This window comes from Amycolatopsis sp. NBC_00438 (genome assembly GCF_036026695.1).
Taxonomy (GTDB): Bacteria; Actinomycetota; Actinomycetes; order Mycobacteriales; family Pseudonocardiaceae; genus Amycolatopsis.
In genome coordinates this window covers 7,490,798-7,509,104 of the sequence record NZ_CP107923.1, presented here as the reverse complement: position 1 = coordinate 7,509,104, position 18,307 = coordinate 7,490,798, and the positions used below count along the sequence as shown (strand labels likewise).

The 18,307-nt window shown below is 69.7% G+C and carries 17 protein-coding genes; 5 read left to right on the top strand and 12 right to left on the bottom strand.

All coding sequences use genetic code 11. From position 1 onward, the window contains the following. Positions 1-9: 9 nt before the first annotated feature. The 5 genes from OG494_RS33940 to OG494_RS33920 all read left to right on the top strand — a co-directional run bounded on the left by OG494_RS33940 (position 10) and on the right by OG494_RS33920 (position 5,394). Entirely contained in the window at positions 10-1,533 is a 1,524-nt protein-coding gene (locus OG494_RS33940) for a right-handed parallel beta-helix repeat-containing protein (protein ID WP_328445699.1), read from the top strand. Position 1,534: 1 nt separating this feature from the next. Then, positions 1,535-2,806 (top strand): O-antigen ligase domain-containing protein, encoded by a 1,272-nt coding sequence (locus tag OG494_RS33935; RefSeq protein WP_328445697.1) that lies wholly within the window; start codon positions 1,535-1,537, stop codon positions 2,804-2,806. Next, complete coding sequence (locus OG494_RS33930; RefSeq protein WP_328445695.1) at positions 2,803-3,978, top strand: glycosyltransferase; 1,176 nt, start codon at positions 2,803-2,805, stop codon at positions 3,976-3,978. The genes OG494_RS33935 and OG494_RS33930 overlap by 4 nt, the downstream gene beginning before the upstream one ends. After that, on the top strand, positions 3,975-4,622 hold the full coding sequence (locus OG494_RS33925; protein ID WP_328445693.1) for a phosphatase PAP2 family protein: 648 nt from the start codon (positions 3,975-3,977) through the stop codon (positions 4,620-4,622). The genes OG494_RS33930 and OG494_RS33925 overlap by 4 nt, the downstream gene beginning before the upstream one ends. Positions 4,623-4,779: 157 nt before the next feature. Next, positions 4,780-5,394: a maleylpyruvate isomerase family mycothiol-dependent enzyme gene (locus tag OG494_RS33920; RefSeq protein WP_328445691.1), complete on the top strand. Its 615-nt coding sequence runs from the start codon at positions 4,780-4,782 to the stop codon at positions 5,392-5,394. On the opposite strand, the gene OG494_RS33915 is transcribed toward OG494_RS33920, so the two are convergent. The 12 genes from OG494_RS33915 to OG494_RS33860 form a co-directional block, all read right to left on the bottom strand. Next, on the bottom strand, positions 5,381-6,004 hold the full coding sequence (locus tag OG494_RS33915; RefSeq protein WP_328445689.1) for an HAD family hydrolase: 624 nt from the start codon (positions 6,002-6,004) through the stop codon (positions 5,381-5,383). The two genes, OG494_RS33920 and OG494_RS33915, sit on opposite strands and share 14 nt — an antisense overlap. A gap of 167 nt (positions 6,005-6,171) precedes the next feature. After that, entirely contained in the window at positions 6,172-7,653 is a 1,482-nt protein-coding gene (locus OG494_RS33910; protein ID WP_328445687.1) for a right-handed parallel beta-helix repeat-containing protein, read from the bottom strand. A 174-nt stretch (positions 7,654-7,827) separates the two neighbouring features. Next, positions 7,828-9,144, bottom strand: a complete 1,317-nt coding sequence (locus OG494_RS33905; protein WP_328445685.1) for a glutamate-1-semialdehyde 2,1-aminomutase — start codon at positions 9,142-9,144, stop codon at positions 7,828-7,830. A gap of 5 nt (positions 9,145-9,149) precedes the next feature. Beyond that, on the bottom strand, positions 9,150-9,698 hold the full coding sequence (rfbC, locus tag OG494_RS33900; RefSeq protein WP_328445683.1) for a dTDP-4-dehydrorhamnose 3,5-epimerase: 549 nt from the start codon (positions 9,696-9,698) through the stop codon (positions 9,150-9,152). Continuing rightward, a complete protein-coding gene (locus tag OG494_RS33895) occupies positions 9,695-10,879 on the bottom strand; it encodes a polysaccharide pyruvyl transferase family protein (protein WP_328445681.1) in 1,185 nt (394 codons plus the stop codon). Before OG494_RS33895 ends, rfbC begins: the two co-directional genes overlap by 4 nt. After that, positions 10,876-11,820, bottom strand: coding sequence for a glycosyltransferase family 2 protein (locus OG494_RS33890; protein WP_326956123.1), 945 nt, complete (start codon positions 11,818-11,820; stop codon positions 10,876-10,878). The genes OG494_RS33895 and OG494_RS33890 overlap by 4 nt, the downstream gene beginning before the upstream one ends. Before the next feature lie 7 nt (positions 11,821-11,827). Further along, positions 11,828-13,210 carry a hypothetical protein gene (locus OG494_RS33885; RefSeq protein ID WP_328445678.1) on the bottom strand — a complete coding sequence of 461 codons (1,383 nt, stop codon included), beginning with the start codon at positions 13,208-13,210 and terminating at the stop codon, positions 11,828-11,830. A gap of 5 nt (positions 13,211-13,215) precedes the next feature. Next, entirely contained in the window at positions 13,216-14,499 is a 1,284-nt protein-coding gene (locus OG494_RS33880; protein ID WP_442874318.1) for a DUF4910 domain-containing protein, read from the bottom strand. Continuing rightward, a complete protein-coding gene (locus OG494_RS33875) occupies positions 14,499-15,518 on the bottom strand; it encodes an NAD-dependent epimerase/dehydratase family protein (protein ID WP_328445676.1) in 1,020 nt (339 codons plus the stop codon). Before OG494_RS33875 ends, OG494_RS33880 begins: the two co-directional genes overlap by 1 nt. A 5-nt stretch (positions 15,519-15,523) precedes the next feature. Further along, positions 15,524-16,171, bottom strand: a complete 648-nt coding sequence (locus tag OG494_RS33870) for a PIG-L deacetylase family protein (RefSeq protein ID WP_328445675.1) — start codon at positions 16,169-16,171, stop codon at positions 15,524-15,526. Next, positions 16,168-16,959, bottom strand: a complete 792-nt coding sequence (locus tag OG494_RS33865) for a glucose-1-phosphate cytidylyltransferase (protein WP_328445673.1) — start codon at positions 16,957-16,959, stop codon at positions 16,168-16,170. The genes OG494_RS33870 and OG494_RS33865 overlap by 4 nt, the downstream gene beginning before the upstream one ends. Position 16,960: 1 nt before the next feature. After that, positions 16,961-18,256 carry a class I SAM-dependent methyltransferase gene (locus OG494_RS33860; protein WP_328445671.1) on the bottom strand — a complete coding sequence of 432 codons (1,296 nt, stop codon included), beginning with the start codon at positions 18,254-18,256 and terminating at the stop codon, positions 16,961-16,963. Between the last annotated feature and the right edge of the window lie 51 nt (positions 18,257-18,307).

Sequence of the window (18,307 nt, the reverse complement as noted above, 5' to 3'; positions counted from 1 at the left end):
GACCCGCCCGTGACAGCCCGCCGCTCCCGACTCCGCCGTGCCGCTCCGCTGCTCGGCGTGCTGCTCACGCTCGCGGCGTGCTCCAGCAGTCCCGACACCGGCGGGCCGGCCCAGGCGACCTCGGCCCCCAGCGGGTCGGTCGCGGCCGTGTGCGACAAGGAACCGGCCGGCCCGACGGCGGCGCCGGCCGGTGCGGTGATCGTCGACCCGGCCGTCCCCAACGACCTCGCCGTGAAGACGCGCTCGGCCGGCCCGGGCACGACGTTCTGGCTCAAGGCGGGCAAGCACATCCTCGGCGACGACAAGTACGACCAGGTCTCCCCGAAGGACGGCGACGTCTACATCGGCGCGCCCGGCGCGGTCCTCGACGGCCGGAAGATCAACCAGTACGCGTTCACCGGGCATGGGAACAACGTCAAGCTCACCTACCTGACCGTGCAGGGCTTCGCCGCACCGCGCGACGAAGGCGTCGTCAACCACGACTCGGGCGACGGCTGGCTGATCGAGCACTCGACGATCCAGGACAACGACGGCGCGGGCCTGATGGCGGGCGCGCGCCAGCAGGTGCGCGGCAACTGCCTGCGCCGCAACGGCCAGTACGGGATCAACGCCTTCTCCGGCAGCACCCCGATCACCGCGCTGGTCGTCGAGGGCAACGAGATCTCCGGCAACAACACGGGCGACTGGGAAGCGAAGATCGACGGCTGCGGCTGCACCGGCGGCGTCAAGTTCTGGGACGTCAACGGCGCCGACGTCCGCGGCAACTGGGTGCACGACAACCACGGCACCGGGCTGTGGGCCGACACCAACAACAACGACTTCCTCATCGAGGGCAACCTCATCGAGAACAACGACAGCGCCGCGATCATCTACGAGATCAGCTACAACGCGATCATCCGCGACAACACGATCCGGAAGAACAACTGGGTCGACGGCCGCCGGTACGCCGACAAGGGCGACAACTTCCCGACGCCGGCGATCTACATCTCCGAGTCCGGCGGCGAGCCGCGGATCAAGGCACGGACCGCGAAGATCGAGATCTCCCGCAACTTCCTGGAGAACAACTGGTCCGGGATCACGTTGTGGGAGAACGCCGACCGGTACTGCAACAGCCCGGCCAACACGTCGTCCGGCGACTGCACCCGCCTGGTGCCGAACGTGAAGACGTGCGCGGCCCCGGCGATCACCACCGCGCCGCTGCTGAGCGACTGCCGCTGGAAGACCCAGCACGTCGACATCCACGACAACAAGTTCGTCCTGGACCCGGCCGTGGTCGGCTGCCAGGCCTCGTGCGGCCGGATGGCCTTGCTGTCGAACTTCGGTACCTACCCGGACTGGTCGCCCTACAAGAACGACGTCGTCCAAGAGGCGATCACGTTCAAGCAGGACAACCGCTGGCACGACAACAGCTACGCCGGGCCGTGGACGTTCATCCCGTACACCACCGACCGGGTCATCGAGATCGGCGAATGGCAGGGCTCGCCGTACTCGCAGGACTCCGGAAGCACGTTCACGGCACAGGGCGGGGGCTGAGATGGCGACGCACACCGGAGTGGCGGCGAGGATCCGAGGCGAAGCCACGGTCGAGCCGGCGTCCTCGACGCCGAAGTGGGCGGCGCTGGCGTGGGCGCTGCTGATCATCAACACCCTCGGCTCGACCGGCGCGAAGACGGTCATCCCGCTGCCGCGGTCGGTCAGCCAGCTGGTCACGATGGGCTCGCTGATGACGGCCTTCGTGATCGCCCTGGCCCTGAACAAGCACCTGCGGATCAGGCCGAGCGCGTACCTGCTGCTGCTGACGTTGCTGCTGCTGTCCAGCATCCTGGCCAGCGCCGACCTGAAGGAAGGCGCGGGCGCGCTGTTCCGGTGCTTCCGGCTCACGGTCTTCCTCTCCACGCTCTGGTTGCTCACCCGCTGGTGGGACGGCGGGTTCGGGTTCGTCCGGTCCCATATCCGGACGTACGGGATCGTGCTCGCGTCGGTCGCGGTGGGCCTGGTCGTCTCGCCGGGCAACGCGATGCCCGAGGAGTACGGCGGCCGGCTGTCCGGCGCGATCTGGCCGCTCACGCCGCCGCAGATCGGCCAGTACGCCGCGGTCATCTCCGGGCTGACGCTCCTCCTCTGGTTCGGCCGCCGCACGACGTGGCGCAGCGCGCTGATCATCGTGGTGCCGGCGCTGGCGTTGCTGCTGCTCACACACACCCGCACGGCGACGCTCGGCCTGATCGCCGGGCTCCTGGTGGCTTTCCTGTCGATGGCGCTGACCAGCGCCCGCGCCCGCAAGGTGTTCGCCTGGACGGCCGGCGTCGGCGGCGTCGGCGGCATCGTGCTGGCCGGTGCGCTGCAGGCCTGGTTCCTCCGTGGGCAGAGCGCGGACAACTTCTCCAGCCTGACCGGCCGCGCGAAGGTGTGGGACGCGCTGCTGGAGGCCCCGCGGTCGACGTCGGAATACATCTTCGGCGTCGGCCTGACGGACAAGTCCTACGACGGCCTCCCGATCGACAACAGCTGGCTGGCGATCTACCACGAGCAGGGGTTCGTCGGGATCGCGCTGGTCGCGGGGTTCCTCCTCACGTTGGTCGTGGTGGCGGTGCTGCGGCCGCCGTCCCTGGCTCGCGCGTGCGCGATCTTCCTGATCACCTACTGCATTTCGGCCTCCTACACCGAGGCCGGCCTCGGCGACGCGTCGCCGTACCTGCTCCACCTGGCCCTGGCCGCGTCGCTGCTGGTCCGCGGGGTGCCGCAGTCCGACGAAGAAGCATTCATCCCGGCGAAGGGGGCAAGCGTGCGAGGTGCAGCCGCGTGAAGGTGCTCGTGGTCCATAACCGGTACCGGTCCGAGCAGCCGAGCGGGGAGAACAACGTCGTCGATGCCGAGGTGTCCCTGCTCGCCGAAGGCGGGCACAAGGTGTCGTTGTTCGAGCGCCGCAGCGACGACATCGCACAGATGCCGTTGCCCCGCAAGGCGACCGTCCCGCTGATGATCCCGTGGAACCCGGCGGTCCGGAAGGAACTCGCGGCCCGGCTGCGAGCGTCGCGCCCGGACGTCGTGCACATCCACAACACGTTCCCGCTGCTGTCGCCGTCGGTGGTCGCCGCCTGCGCGGACGCGGGTGTGCCCGCGGTCGCGACGCTGCACAACTACACGATGGTCTGTCCGCCGGGCACCCTGCACCGCGACGGCCACATCTGCACCGAGTGCGTCGGCGGCTCACCGCTGCCCGCGGTGAAGCACGGCTGCTACCGCGGCTCCAGCGCCGCGACGGTGCCGATGGCGGCCAGCATGGTCGCCAACCGCCGCCGGTGGTGGACGGGCGTTTCCCGGTTCTTCTGCATTTCGGCGGCGCAACGGGACCTCCTGGTGTCGGCCGGGATGCCCGGCGAGCGGATGGCGGTGAAGCACAACTTCGTCACCGACCCCGGCGTCCGCCGCACCGGCGACGGGAAGCATGTGCTGTTCCTCGGCCGCGTCACCGAGGAGAAGGGTGTCGGCCTGCTGATGCGGGCTTGGGACCAGCTCGGCGGCGCCCTGGGTGTGCCGCTGGTCATCGCCGGCACCGGCCCGATGCAGGACGAGGTCGCGGTCTGGGCGTCCGGCCGGCCGGACGTCTCGTACGTCGGCTTGCAGAACAAAGCGGAGTGCCGTGCCCTGACCGCCGACGCCGTCGCCGTGGTGGCGCCGTCGACGTGGCTGGAGGCGTTCGGTCTGGTCGTCGTCGAGGCGATGGCGGCCGGCGTGCCGACGGTCGCCGCGGCCCACGGCGCGTTTCCCGAGCTCGTCGAGGACGGCGTGACGGGACTGCTGCACCAGCCGAACGACGCGGCCTCGCTCGCGGCCCGGCTGCGCGAGGTGACCGGCGACCGGAACCTGGAGATGGGGGACGCCGCCCGTGTCCGGTACGAGAAGGACTTCACCCCGGCGGTCGGTCTCGACCGGCTGATCTCCGGGTACCAGGCGGCGATCGAGGCGCACGGGTGAGGGAGCTCGTCCGGACGGCGCCCGAAGCTCTGCCGGTCGCGTTGCGCGCCCCGCTGGCGATGTCGGGTGCGCTGGCGACGGCGGTGCTCGTCGCGCTCGGCATCCTCCACTTCCACGACTCCGGCCTGGCCGGGATCGACGCGGCCGTGCTGCCGTCGCTCGACGGCGTCCGGCCACCATGGCGGTACTTCGCGCTGATCTTCGACTTCGGCGGTGAACCGGTCGGGTCGACGATCCTGGTCGCACTGGTCGCCCTGGTCTGCTTCCTGGCCCACCGGGTCCGGGTGGCGGTGCTGACCGTCACCGGGGTGCTGGCCACGGTCGCGATCACGACGGTGCTGAAGCCGATCGTCGGCCGCCGGATCCACGGCGAGTTCCTGTCCTACCCGAGTGGCCACACGGCCCTCGCGACCGTGCTCGCGCTGGTCATCGGCCTTCTGCTGGCCGACCGACTGCACCTGGCCCGCGCGGCGGGGATGACGCTCGTGCTCCTGCTGGCCGTGGTCGCCGGCATCGCAATGGGCTGGGCCGAGGTGGCGCTGGGCGCGCACTACCCGACGGACGCGATCGGCGGCTTCTGCGCCGCGCTGGCGGTGGTCCCCGCGACGGCCTGGCTGGTGGACCGCGTCGCCGATCGTCTCTGACGAACGTCTGGCCAACGGCGGGACGAACGCGCGTCGCGTGTCCGGACGGTCACCGATCTCTCGATGCGTCCAGGCCCGCGCGGCAGGCCCGGTGAACGTGTCGGTCCTGGCCGGTTCTGTTCGTCGGTGGGGTGACCGACTCGCGAAGGAGACCCCGATGATCCAGGACCTGATCGCCGCGGAACGCCGTGATCTGGCGGCCGTGCTCGACGGCCTGCCGCCGGCCGGATGGGCGACGCCGACGTTGTGCGCGGGCTGGCGCGTGCCGGAGGTGGTCGCCCACATGACGATGCCGTTCCGCCTGTCGACCGGCCGGTTCGCCCGCGAAATGCTGAAGTCCGCCGGCCGCTTCAACCACATGGCCGACCGGATGGCTCGCCGCGACGCGGCCGAGCTGTCGCCCGAGGCGCTCGTCGCTTCGCTGCGCGACAACGCCGAACACCCCTGGCGGCCGCCGGGCGGGGGAGCGGAGGGGGCTCTGAGCCACGACGTGATCCACGGCCTGGACATCACGACCGCCTTGAAGCTCGACAGGCGCGTGCCCCTGGAGCGTCTCGAAGTGATTCTCGAAGGGCTCAAGCCGAAACAGGTGAAGTACTTCGGCACCGATCTGACGGACGTCTCCCTGCGCGCCGACGACCTCGACTGGTCGTACGGCACCGGCACGCCGCTCACGGGCGCCGCGCAGGATCTTCTGCTGGTGCTCTGCAATCGGCGGCTGCCCTCCGGGCGGCTGCGGGGTGCGCCGAGTTCGCGGTTCACCACGGTCTGAGCTCTCTTCGAAGCCGGTCCATCGTGGACAGCCGCGCGGTTCCGTACTGCAGGGCCTGCAGTCCCGCGGCCCGCGCGGCGGCGACGTTCTCCTCCCGGTCGTCGATCAGGAGGATGCGATCCGGCACCACGTCGAGCTGCCGGCACAGGCCGGTGAATGCTTCGGGATCGGGTTTGCGCACGCCAGTGTCTCCGCTGACGAACCAGTCGGTGAGGTATTCGGCGAGTCCGAACCGCTCGCGCAGCAGCTTGGACCACTCGCTGACGTCGTCGCTGAGACAGGCGAGCCGCACGCCCGTCGTGTCGAGTTCGGCTAGCACCGCGACGACGCCCTCGGTGAGGCGGTGGCCGCGGCAGTATTCGTCGTCCGGCGCGCCGGGCACGCCGGCCGCCGCACAGAAGTCCGCGGAGGACATCTTGCCGAGGCTGCATTCCAGGTGCAGCTGGGTGATGTCATGCCGGTCGAGCACGCATCCCTTGCCGCGCAGGAAAGGGACGAGCAGCTCGCCGACATCGTCGGCGCACGAGTAGAGGACGCCCATCGTGTCGAACGCGACGATGTCGATCGCATCGCGGCGGAGGGGTTCGGGAACGGGGCTCGAGGTGGCCATGTCTCCGACGGTACCGAACACCCGTGCGAAAACCATCCCTGAAACGGGTGAACCGCGCGCTGTCCGGAAACTTCCGTTCGCGACTTTTCCCTTGTGTCACAACGGAAATCGCGGCCAATTTCAGGAGTGGAGCCGAAAACTGTCGGACCCCGTCGCCAGGATCCAGATCAGCAGCCGGCGGACCCACCGTCGAACGAAGAACACGCGTCCTGCGAGTACGGGCCCGCCCGCCAGCCCGCAGGATCGACCGTCCTGGAGGTGTCATGCACGACGAAGGTCCACGGCCCCGTGTAGGAGTTGTCGTGCCAGCGGTTGCCCTGCTGGAAGGTGATGGCCTCCTGGACCGCGGTTCCCTTGTAGGGCGACCATTCCGGGAACGTCCCGTAGTTCGCCAGCAGGGCCATCCGCCCGCAGAGGCTCGTGCAGCCGAGCTGTCCGGGTTCGAACCGGAAGGTGTTCCCGTGGATCTCCACGTGCTGGGTCTTCCAGCGGCAGTTGTCGTACGCCGGCGGCTTCGCGATCGTGCCCGCGCCGCACGAAGACGAGGAGGCGACCTTCGTGCAATAGCCCGAAGAGGTGTTCGCCGGACTGGTGCAGAAGCGGTCGGCGTTCTCCCACAGCGTGATCCCGGACCAGTTGTCGACGAACGTGTTCCCGCTGATGTCGACGGCCGACGTCCGCGCCGGCACCCGGGATTCGCCGCCCGACTCCGACAGGTGCACCGTCGCCGCCGGGAAGTTGTCGCCGCGCGCCGCGAACGCGCGGCCCTGGACCAGGCTGTTGCCGCGGAAGGTGTTGCCGCGCAGCACGAGGTTGTAGCTCGTCTCGTAGAACAGCGCCTCGGCGTCGTTGCCCTCGAACAGGTTGTCCTCGACGAGGAAGTCGTTGTTGTTCGTGTCGGCCCACAGGCCGGCGCCGTGGTTGCCGTGGACCCAGTTGCCGCGGACGTCGGCGCCGTTCACGGCCCAGAACTTGGCGCCGCCGCTGCAGCCGCAGCCCGGGACCTTGGCCTCCCAGTCGCCGGTGTTGTTGCCGGTGATCTCGTTGCCCTCCAGCACGAGCCCGGTGATGCGGTCGCCGGCCTGGTACGCGTTGAGCCCGTACTGGCCGTTGTTCCGCAGGCAGCTGTGCCGCACGACCTGGCCCGCGCCGGCCATCAGTGCGGCGCCGGCGTTGTCTTCGATGGTGGCGTTCTCGATGAGCCAGCCGTTGCCGGAGTCGTGGTTGACCACGCCCTGGTCCTGCAGCGCGGCGAACCCACGGATCGTCAGTCCCCGGATCTCGACGTCGCGGGCTTGCTGGGTGAACGCCGCGCGGTTGACGCCGCGGCCGTCGACGACCGCGCCCGGGGCGCCGAGGTAGACGTCACCGTCCTTGGGCGCGACCTGGCCGAACTCGTCGGTGCCGAGGGTGTGGGTGCCGGGCCGGAGCCAGAAGGTCGTGCCGGGCGGGTTCGCCGCCGTTTTGGCCGAGAGGTCCCCGTCGACGCCCGGATCGACGGAGACCGCCCCGGAGGGCGCTTCCTCGTACACCGCGGGCTGGTGATCGCACACCGGCCCGGGCCCGTCGGCGCCCTCCGCGATCGCCGGGCAAGCCACGGCGATCAAGAGCGAGCAAGCACCGACGAGAAACGCACGAGATCTGCCCATGGCAGGACGCTACGCACGATCGGGCGGGAAAACAGTCACCCTGCAGTGTCCTCATCGGACCCACGGAGTGAATCCGGCTCCCCGGGGCGGCGAGCCGGCGTGTTTCCGTGGAAACGGCACCGCCCGGTGGCCGGTCGGTACCGGGCACCGGGCGGGTCGCGGTTCCTTGCGGAGTCAGGCGCGCTTGCGGAAGACCGGCTGCACCGGGCGGCCGCCCATCCACGGCGTGGGGTCGTTGGCGTCGAGAGCCTTGCGGTAGACCGTGCAGGCCTGGGCGACCACGTCGATCGTCTTGTCGATGTCCGCCTCGGTGAGCGCGGCGCTGACCACGAAGGACGGGCCGAGCACCCCGCCGGAGATCAGCTCGCGCAGGAACAGCGTCCGGTACGGCTGCGACGGCTTGCCTTCTTCGTCGAGCGTGCCGAAGACCATGTTGCTGGCCCGGCCGCGGACGACCACGTGGTCCTCGACGCCGATCCCGGCCGCGACGTCGCGGACGCCGGCGGCGAGCCGGTCGCCGAGGGCGTGCATGCGGCCGATGACGTCCTCGTCCCGGTAGACGTCCATCACCGCCATCGCGGCGGCGAGGGAGTGGGTTTCGGCGCCGTGGGTGGTCGAGAGCAGGAACACCCGCTCCCGGTCGGTGCGCAGGCCGCCGATCTCCATCAGGTCCCGCTTGCCGGCGAGGGCGGAGACGGCGAAACCGTTGCCGAGCGCCTTGCCGAACGTCGAGAGGTCCGGGGTGACGCCGTAGAGGCCCTGCGCGCCGTGGGCGGACCAGCGGAAGCCGGTGATCATCTCGTCGAAGATCAGCACGACGCCGTGGCGGGTGGCGAGTTCCCGCAGGCCCTGCAGGTACCCCGGCGGCGGTTCGGCCGCCGCGGCCGGCTCCAGGATCAGGCACGCGATCTCGCCGTCGTGGCGCTGCAGCAGCTCCTCCGCGGCCTGCAGGTCGCCGTACGGGAAGGACACCGTCTGCTCGGTCGTCTCGTCCGGGATGCCCGCGTTCATCGGTGTGGTGCCGATGAACCAGTCGTCGGTCGAGAAGAAGGCGTGGTCGGCGCACTTCGCGACGAGCTTGCGCCCGGTGGCCGCGCGGGCCAGCCGGACCGCCGCGGTGGTGGCGTCGGAGCCGTTCTTGGTGAACTTCACCATGTCGGCCGTCGGCACGTTTTCGAGGAACCGTTCAGCGGCCTCGGCCTCGATGATCGACGGGCGGATGAAGTTGCTGCCCTTGTCCAGTTCGCCGCGGACGGCGTCGAGGACGCGGGGGTGGGCGTGGCCCAGGCTGACCGCTCTCAGTCCGGAGCCGTACTCGATGTACTCGTTGCCGTCGACGTCCCAGACGTGGCCGCCGCGGCCGTGGGAGATGACCGGGGCCATCTCGAAGGGATACTGGTCCGAGCCCTTGGCGTAAGTGTGCGCACCACCCGGAATGACCCGGTGCAGCCGCTCGTTCGCCGTCGTGGAGCGGGGCAAGTTCGTTCCCATGGGGGTCACCTCGTTGGTTTCAACGCCTCTCCGAGAGACGGCGCACGTTCGTCTCGGTCACTCACCAGTGTGACTGACAGTGGCCAGGAAATGTCCAATTCAGGGTCTTTGTACGAAATCGTAATGTCTTCGTTCGGGTTGTGCGCCCGATCGATACGGTACGAAACGTCGGAGGGATCGGTGAGTGACTGGAATCCGTGCGCGCACCCCGCGGGGATGTACACGGAAACCTGCGTCTCACCCGAAAGTTCGAACGTCTTGATATTTCGGAATGTCGGGGAATCCGGTCGGAGGTCCACCACGACGTCGAAGATCGCGCCGTGCGAACAGCGCACGAGCTTCGATTCGCCGGCCCCGCCGCGCAGGTGCATCCCGCGCACGACTCCCTTGCGGGACCGGGAAAGGCTGTCCTGGGCGAAGCCGTCGGGATCGATCCCGACGGACGCGACGACCTCGCGGTCGAAGGTGCGGCTGAAGAAGCCGCGTTCGTCGGCGTGGGGTGTCGGTTCGAACAGGTACACGCCCTCGATTTCGGGCACCGGAATGGCCTTCATCGCCCACCCCCGAAGAGGGCCGCCGAAAGGGCGGCGAACTGGTCCTTGAGCCGTTGCGCGTTCATCTCGTTCCGTTCCAGCAGCGTCTGGCGCAGTTCGGCCGACCGGTTCTCCAGTTCGGTGAACTGCTCGACGAGACGGTCGAAGTCGACGGTCTTCGCCCGCTGGGTGAAACCGCCGAGCCCCATCTCCGTCATGAGGACGTCGTTCTTCGGCGCGTACCCGATCGCCACGGTCGGTTTCGCGACCTTCAGGGCGCAGAGCACGTTGTGGTAGCGCGTCGCCACCACGCGGTCCACCGCGGCCATCTCGTGCATCAGTTCGTCCAGGGTCTCCGCCGAGGCCGCCGTCACCAGCGGGGAAGCGGTCTTCTCGATGATCTCGTCGACGACCTGCCGGTCGATCTGATCGCCGATGAAGAGCCGGACCGGTCTGTCCTGGTCAACGAGCCAAGCGACAAAACGGTTCATCGTGTCGACGTAGTGGCGGTAGATCCGGTCGGCCTCGGCGCGGTCGTCGTTGCCGCCGTAATAGGCCATCACGCCGACGCCGACGGTGCCCGGCGTGCCGGCGCCGTCCGGAGTGGGGAGGGAGAACGCCAGGTCCGGGTACACGTGGTCGCGGCTGGTGTCGACGCCCATGGCGCTCATCGCGTCGCGGGAGATGTCGTCGCGGTAGGAGCGGTAGGCCGCGAGCCGGCCGACCCAGCGGACCAGCGTCCGCGTGGCCCGTGCGCTGATCTCGTTGGCGCCGACGCTGACCAGCGCGACCTTCGTCCCGAAGAGCTTTCCCGTGGCTGAGAGGAGGAACAGCGAATACGGAAAACCCCAGGGGCGCAACGGAAGCGTTGCTTCGAGGACGCCCATGCCGGGCACGATCACGACGTCCTGCTTGCGGACCCACGCGGCCGTGCGGCCGATGTCGACGAGCTTGCCGAGTCCCTTGAGGACGATCGACCGGAGGCCGGACGCCGTCTCGTACTCGGACTGGTTCCAGTGCAGCGGCGTGGTGTCGAGGCCGTACCGCTCGCGGACGATCTCCGGACCGCCCACGAGGGCGCTCAGCACCGCGTCCGGGTACTCGGCGCGCAGGTAGCCGAGCACGGCTTCGAGGGAACCGTCGTTGCCGAGGTTGCCCGAGCCGAGCAGGCCGAACACGCCGACGCGTGGGGCACGGCTCACGCGAGCCTGCCTTCCCGGCCGGCCACGATCTCGTTGACCGTGGCGACGTCGGAGGCGGTCGGCGCGCGGTCCTCGACGCGCTCGCCGTGGCCGGAGCGCGCGCGGTCGGTCAGCCAGCTGCCGAGGTGCCGGAAGCACTCGCGCTTGTCGGCGCCCGAGATCGGGGAGCGGCGGATCAGGTCGGCGAACCCGACGATGTACTCGCCGACCAGGCGGACGGTGGGATTCCGGAGCCGGTCCGCGCGCCGCGGGTCGAGGTTGGCGCACCGGCTCCGGATGGTCGGGTTGGCCCGCTCCGCGCGGCCCGGGTGGTCGCGGCGGAAGTACAGCAGCTCGGGCACCTGGTAGAAGGGGCCGTGCAGGGCCATCTCGGCCGAGTACGTGCGGTCGGCGTGGTGGTAGCTGTCGAGCGGCTTGACGCGGCGCAGGACGTCGGCGCGGATGACGCCGTAGAAGTCGTCGCCGCCGGGCTCGAACAGGATGCTGCGGAAACGGTCCGGGGCGTGCCGGGAGCCGGTGTCGAGGGTGTACTCGAGCGGCTGGACGATGCGGCCGTCGCCGTCGATGATGGCCTGGTCGCAGTGGGCGAGGATGACGTCCGGGCGCTCGTCGAGGGCTTCGATGCAGCGCTTGAGGAGGTCGCGGGCGTAGAGATCGTCGTGGGAGACCCACTTGAAGAGCTCGGTGCGGGAGACGTCGAACACGAAGTTGTGGTTCGGTGTCGCGCCGATGTTCTTCGGCTGGCGGACGTAGCGGATCCGCGAGTCCTTCTCGGCGTAGCGGCGGCAGATCTCGTCGGTCGCGTCGGTGGACGCGTTGTCCGAGATGATCAGCTCGTAGTCCTCGTAGGTCTGGCCGAGCAGCGCGTCCAGTGACTCGGCGAGGTACTCCTCGCCGTTGTACACCGGAAGGCCGAGGCTCAGCCGCGGGACGGTGGTCATGGAGTCCTCATTCCTTGATCGGCTCTTGGATCGGGGCGAAGACCACGGTGGTTTCGTTGATCGTCTCCTTGATCGGCGCGAAGACGATCGTGGTCTCGTTGGCCCCGGCGTCGTCCAGGGCCGGCGGCACGTACTCGCGAAGCCCGAGCCGCAGCTGCCACCACCAGATGACGGACCCGGTGAGCGTCGCGGTCGCGACGCCCCACGCGGATCCGGCCGCGTCACCCAGGAAGGCTCCGGTGATGCCGAACGTGACGTAGAAGAGGGAGGCGATCAGCTGCGACCGCAGGCTCCGCGGGGCGGCGCCGAGGGCACGGAGACCGGCGGCGGCGCCGGTCGCGAAGCTCGCGCCGACCACGGCGAGGGTGACCGGCAGGATCAGCGGGGACGACGAGTCCCACACCGAGCCCATCACCCAGCGGCCGGCCGAGTCGGGGACCAGGAACAGCAGCCCGAGGCCCCAGCACAGGGCGGCGCCGGCCTGGCCGCCGCCGAGGATCACGCAGAAGTGCTTCAGCCGGTGTGGCGCCCGCTTGAGCACCCGTGCGCCCTCGGCGACGGTGACCAGGGACAGCCCCATGAGCAGGGCCAGGAACGGGCCGAGGAGCTGCTCGGCGCCGCGGACCGCGCCGACCGCCGTGATGCCGGCGATCGCGCCGAGGCCGTACGCGCGCAGCTGGGACGCGCCGCTGTTGCTGACGTTCTCGACGAGGTAGCGGACGCTCAGGTCGCGTTGCTGCCGGAACCACCCCAGCGCTTCGCGGGGGTGGGGGAGGATGCCGGTCTGGAACCAGCCGAACAGGGCCGCGACCGCGCCGGAGAGGCCCCAGGCCAGCACGAACGCGACCACGGTGTGGATCTGGGCGGCGACGAACAGTGCCGGCAGCAGGGCCACGCCCCAGACGCAGTCGTTGATGAACGCCTTCTTGCCCTCGCCCTTGGCGAAGAACGCGAAGCGCCAGGCGTCCTGCAGCAGCAGCCCGGGAAGCACCACGGCGAGCGCGACGAACGCGCTGCCGAGCGGGCCGCCCGCGGCCAGCCCGGCGACCAGGCTGATCACGCCGGTCACGCAGCCGACACCGATCGCGGTGCCGGACGCGCTCGCGACGCCGGAGCGCCAGCGATCCTGCGCGACGGCGCTGAAGCGCACCATCAGCGGGTCGGTGGCCAGGCCGCGCGAGACGTTCAGCACCACGCCGTAGGTCACCCAGGCGAGGCTGAAGACGCCGAAGGCGAACGTCCCGAGCGAACGCGCGACGTACAGGCCGACGGCGAAGTTGGTCAGGCTCGACACCGCCTGGTCGCCGAGGCCCCAGCTCAGCCGTCCGGCCATGGCGCGCACGGCGCCGTTCCGGAGCAGCGAACCGGCGGCCCGGCGATGGTTGGCCACGTCGCTCACTCCTTGACCAGGCCGGCGTCGTGCAGGGCACGGGCCGCGACGTCGACGATGTCGAACGGCAGCCCGGCCCGTTCGGCGATGTCGAGGAGCGAGTGGTCGCCGTCGGAGAGGCTGAGCACCCAGAGCATCGCCATCTGGGCCTCCTTGGCGTCACTGCGGCCGCCGAGCGAGCTGTACAGCCCGCGCTTGCCGAGCTGCGGCTCGCCGTACGGGCTGAGGTTGACGTAGCGGCGGTTGCGGTCCAGGACGCCGAAAGCGTCGCGAAGCGCGCCGAGCGTGTCCTCCATGGCCGCGGGCGAGACGAAGCCCGGGTTGTCGGCGGAGGTGTGGTACTCGGGATAGCCCGCGTACGGCGTCCGCGTCAGGGAGCCGACGCCGAGGTTGAAGCCCGGCGAGCAGAACTGGCGCTCGTCGTAGCCGTACGGCGAGAAGTCGACGACCTTGTGCTCGCGCGAGCGAAGCACGTGCTGCACTACGCGGTCGATCTCGGCGTCGTCGCGGCGGGACTTCTTGTACGTCAGCGGGCCCGGGTCACCCGCGCACGCCAGCACCACCCCGTGCTTGATCTTTTCGATCCGCGAGGAGTTGCGCGCGAGCCAGGTGATCGAGCCGATCGTGCCCGGCATGAACAGGAACCGGTACGTGTAATGGGGCTGGGTGAGAGCCAGCTGCTGAGCCAGCGAGATCGCGACGGCGATGCCGGCGAGGTTGTCGTTGGCCAGCGACGGGTGGCACACGTGGCAGGAGACGATGACCTCGTCGGTGACGCGGCCCGGGACGACGTGCTCGCCGTAGGTGAGCGAGCCGTCGGCCAGTGTCGAGTCGATGACGACGTCGTACTCGCCGTCGGGCAGCGCGTCCAGCTTCTCCTGCGCGAGGCAGAATCCCCAGGCCGGGGCGTAGTAGCTGGTCCGGTAAGGCACCCACGACGGCTGGTCCGGCAGCGTGTGCAGGTGCTCCCGCAGCTCGCTCAGCGGCATCCGCTCGGACACCGGGACGCTGTACCCGACGACGTGCAGGTTCGACTCCCGGAAGTCGATTACCCGCTCACCGGAAGGCGCGGCGACGTAGGCGTCGCGGATGTTCCACTCCTGCGGGATCGTCCAGTCCAGCACCTGGGTGCCGGTCGGGACCTCGTGCCGCTCCAGCGGAATGTGCTCGCCGATGATGTCCAGGGTCTGCCGCACGCCGTCGCCGGTGATGCTGCGGCAGATCGGGTACAGCCGCTCGACCAGGGCGTGCAGTTCCGCCCCGGTCCGCAGCTGCGCGCCGCCCGCCACTAGTGCCGCCGCATGGTGTCGTCGACGCGGCCCGCTTCGCCCTCGCTGCGCAGCCAGGCGAGCCTGGTGAACAGGTTGTCGAACGACTCCCTGGTCAGGCCGAACTTCCGGTAGGCCTCGATCAGCTCGACGGCGCCGTCCTTGACCGACCATTCGCAGGCGAAGCCCGGGATGGCCTCGCGGAAGCGCGAGAAGTCGACGCGGTAGGAGCGCGGGTCGGCGCCGGCCTCGCCGGTGATGTTCAGCGTCGAGCCCGGCACGGCCTCGACGACCTCCTGGGCGATCTCGGCGACGGTGACGTTGTTGTCCTCGGTGCCGATGTTGAAGGCCTTGTTGTGCACGGCCTCCTTCGGCGCCGTCAGCGCGGCGGTGAACGCGCGCGCGATGTCCTGGGCGTGCACCAGCGGCCGCCACGGCGTGCCGTCGGAGAGCACCAGCACCTCGCCGGACAGGTGCGCGTGCGCGGTGAGGTTGTTCAGCACGATGTCGCCGCGCAGGCGGGGCGAGTAGCCGAACGCCGTCGCGTTGCGCATGTAGACCGGGGTGAAGTCGTTGTCGGCGAGCTCGTGGACGTCGGCCTCGACGCGCACCTTCGACTCGGCGTACGGCGTCACCGGCTTCAGCGGCGCGTCCTCGTTGACGAGGTTGTCGCCGCCCGCGCCGTACACCGAGCAGGTCGACGCGTAGAGGTACCGACCGACGCCGGCGTCCTTCGCCAGCTTCGCGAGCTTCACCGACGCGTGGTGGTTGATGTCGTAGGTCAGCTCGGGCGCGAGCGAACCCAGCGGGTCGTTCGACAGCGCGGCCAGGTGGATCACCGCGTCGACGCCGGTCACGTGCTTGGCCGTGACGTCGCGCAGGTCGACCACGTACCCGCCCGGGTCGGCCGGCGCGGGTCCGAGCAGGCACTGTTCGAACAGCCCGGAGTCGAGGCCGACGACCTCGTGGCCGGCCGCGGCGAGCACCGGGGCCATCACCGTGCCCAGGTAGCCCTTGTGCCCCGTCAGCAACACCCGCATCGAATTCAGCCCTTCAGGTCGAGAGTGAGTTTCTTGACGAAAAACGCTTCGGCGTACTTCGCGGCCGCTTCGATCCCGCGGATCCGGGCCAGGCCGAGGAAGGCCTCCCGGTCGTACCAGCCGCGGTGCCGCTGCGACGCGTAGTGCGTCTGCAGCAGCCGCACCTTCTCCTCGGCGACGTCGTCGTCGAGGGGCTGGTAGACGGACGGGGCGCCGAGGTCGCCGTCCCACTTGACGATCTCGTAGCCCAGCGCGAGGTGGTCGCGGAACGCCGTCGGCACCAGCTTGGCCAGCCCGCGGTGGTCCTGGTGCGCGTCGTCGGTGCGCGGCGCCAGGATGACGTCGGGGTCGGTCCGCCGCCGCAGCTCCTCCAGCGCGTTCTTGGCCTCTTCCCAGTGCGCCGGGAACCGGCCGTCGGGGAGCTTCAGCACCGTGACGTCGACCTGCGCGCCGGGGCAGAACGCCGCCAGCGCCGCACGCTCCTCGTCCTCGCGGGGTGTGCCACCGCCGGAGAGGACCAGCGCGTCGACCCGCAGGCCGGGCCGCGAATTGCAGATCGTCAGCAGGGTGCCGCCGGCGCCGATCGCGATGTCGTCGCAGTGCGCGCCGAGGGCGACGACACTGCCGAGCCGTCCCGGCCGCAGCCCGATCACGCGGTGCTCGCGGCGGGCTGCTCCCAGAGCGCCCAGGGCTTCTTGCCGTGCGTGTACGCGTCGTCGAGTGCCGCGCGCTCCTTGACCGTGTCGGTCGGCTTCCAGAACCCGCGGTACGGGTAGGCCAGCAGCCGGCCGCGCTTGGCCAGCTCGCCGCAGCCGTCGGCGACCAGGTCGCCGTTCTCCGGGATGTGGTCGAAGACCTCCTGGCGCAGCACGAAGTACCCGCCGTTCTCCCACAGCGGCATCTCGCTGACGGCGGTGATCGCGCCGACCATGCCGCCCTCGTTCATCTCGACGCAGTGGAACGACGACTGCGGCGGCACGACCATCATCGACGCGCCGGCGTCGGTGTTCTCGAAGCGTTCGATCATGTCGGGCAGCGGCGCGTCGGACAGGACGTCGGCGTAGTTCGCGAGGAACATCTCCTCGCCGTCGAGGTAGTCGCGGACGCGGCGCAGGCGCTCGCCGATCGGCGACTCGATCCCGGTCTGCACGAAGGTGATCGTCCAGTCGGCGATGTCCGTCGACAGCAGCTCCGGCTTGCCGTTGCGCAGGATGAAGTCGTTGGAAATGGTTTCCTGGTAGTTCAGGAAGAAGTTCTTGATGTGCGCCGCGCCGTAGCCGAGGCACAGGATGAACTCCGTGTGCCCGAAGTGCGCGTAATACCGCATGACGTGCCAGATGAGCGGTCTCGGGCCGACCATGGCCATCGGCTTCGGGACGTCGTCGGCCGCGCCGTTGCGCATCCGCATCCCGTAACCACCGCAGAAGAGTACGACCTTCACTTCACGACACCTCGACGATTTCCAGGCGGGGAATGGGGAACACGAGCTTTCCGCCCCAGGCACCCACGAACGACAGCTGTTCGGTCAGTTCCTCCCGGAGGTTCCACGGGAGGACGAGCACGTAGTCGGGCCGATCGGCTTCGATCCGCTCCGGGGGCAGCACCGGAATGCGCGTGCCCGGAGTGAAGCGGCCGTGCTTGTACGGGTTGCGATCGACGGTGTAGCTCAGCAGGTCCGTCCGGATCCCGCAGTGGTTCAGCAGGGTGTTGCCCTTGCCCGGGGCGCCGTAGCCGACGACGGTCTTCCCGTCGTTGCGCGCCTCGATGAGGAACTTCAGCAGGTCCAGCCGCACGCGGGTGACGCGCTCGGCGAACTCGGTGTACCCGGACAGCTCGTGCAGCCCGGCGGCTTTCTCCTGCTCCAGCACGTCGGTCATCCGCTCGCTGGGCTCGCCCGCGACCGCTGCGACAACCGGGGCGCCCCCCCGGGCCGGGGGCTCCGCCACCCGGGACCCCTCGAAAGCCTCGGTGGGACGCGCCCACAGCCGGATCGACCCGCCGTGCGTCGGCACGAGTTCGACGTCGACCACGGTCAGCCCACCGGTCGCCAGCGCGCGGCGCGCGGATTCGACCGTGTAGTACTGGAAGTGCTCGTGGTAGATCGTGTCGTACTGGTTCTTCTCGATCAGCGTGAGCAGGTGCTGGACCTCGATGGAGACCCAGCCGTCGTCCGCGACCAGGGCGCGCAGGCCCTTGGTGAAGCCGAGGACGTCGGGGATGTGCGCGTAGACGTTGTTCGCGGCGACCAGGTCGGCCGGCCCGTGCTCTTCGCGCACCTGACGGCCGGTTTCCTCGGAGAGGAAGGCGGTCAGGGTGGGCACTCCGGCGTCCCGCGCGGCCTGCCCGACGTTCACCGAAGGTTCGACACCCAGACACCGGATCCCGTGGCCGACGACGTGCTTGAGCAGGTAACCGTCGTTGCTGGCGACTTCGACGACGAACGACTTCTCGTCCAGGCCCAGCCGCTCCACCGAGCCGTCGACGAACCGCTTCGCGTGCTCCACCCACGACGTCGAGAAGGAGGAGAAGTACGCGTACTCCGTGAAGGTGTCGTCCGGGTCGATCAACGGCGGGATCTGCGCCAGCCAGCACTCGGTGCACACGATGAGGTGCAGCGGGAAAGTGGCTTCCGGCTCGTCGAGCTGTTCGGCGGTCAGAAATCGCTCACACGGGGGAGTCGCGCCGAGGTCCACGACGCTGGCCGTGTTTGTCGAACCGCAGAGTCGACATGTGGTCATCTACCAGGCTCCTTGGACTCGCGGTCGCGATATGCGTTAGACACGTCGAGC